Raw genomic sequence first — 738 nt, forward strand, 5'->3', positions numbered from 1 at the left:
GGGCCACCTTCAGCCTTGGCACCGACCAGGGCGGCACGCAGACGCTCGAAGGTCGCGCCTTCGACGATGCGGAACTCTTCGTTCAGGTCCTTGCGGATCTGGTCGAGTTGCATCTTCTCGATGGACAGAGCGCGGGAGTCGCGCTCGACGCCGTCGCGGGTGAAGACCTGAACGTCGATGACGGTACCCTTGGTGCCGGTCGGCACACGCAGGGAGGTGTCCTTCACGTCGGACGCCTTCTCACCGAAGATCGCGCGCAGCAGCTTCTCTTCCGGAGTCAGCTGGGTCTCGCCTTTCGGAGTGACCTTGCCGACCAGGATGTCGCCGGCCTGCACTTCGGCGCCGACGTAGACGATACCGGCTTCGTCCAGCTTGTTCAGCGCGGCCTCGCCCACGTTCGGGATGTCCGCGGTGATTTCCTCTGGGCCGAGCTTGGTGTCACGAGCGACGCAGGTCAGTTCCTGGATGTGGATCGTGGTGAAACGATCTTCCTGGACCACGCGCTCGGACAGGCAGATGGAGTCTTCGAAGTTGAAGCCGTTCCAGGGCATGAACGCTACGCGCATGTTCTGGCCCAGGGCCAGTTCGCCCATGTCGGTGGACGGACCGTCGGCCAGGATGTCGCCGCGCGCAACCACGTCACCCTTGCTCACCAGCGGACGCTGGTTGATGCAGGTGTTCTGGTTGGAACGGGTGTACTTGGTCAGGTTGTAGATGTCGACACCCGCTTCGCCGGTC

1 pseudogene is annotated in these 738 nt (G+C 63.4%); it reads right to left on the reverse strand.

Going from position 1 to position 738, the window contains the following annotated elements:
- Positions 1-738, reverse strand: a pseudogene (rpoB, locus tag EEB15_RS33115) (DNA-directed RNA polymerase subunit beta); the annotation flags it as partial.

Source organism: Ramlibacter sp. WS9 (genome assembly GCF_003797765.1).
GTDB lineage: Bacteria > Pseudomonadota > Gammaproteobacteria > Burkholderiales > Burkholderiaceae_C > Ramlibacter.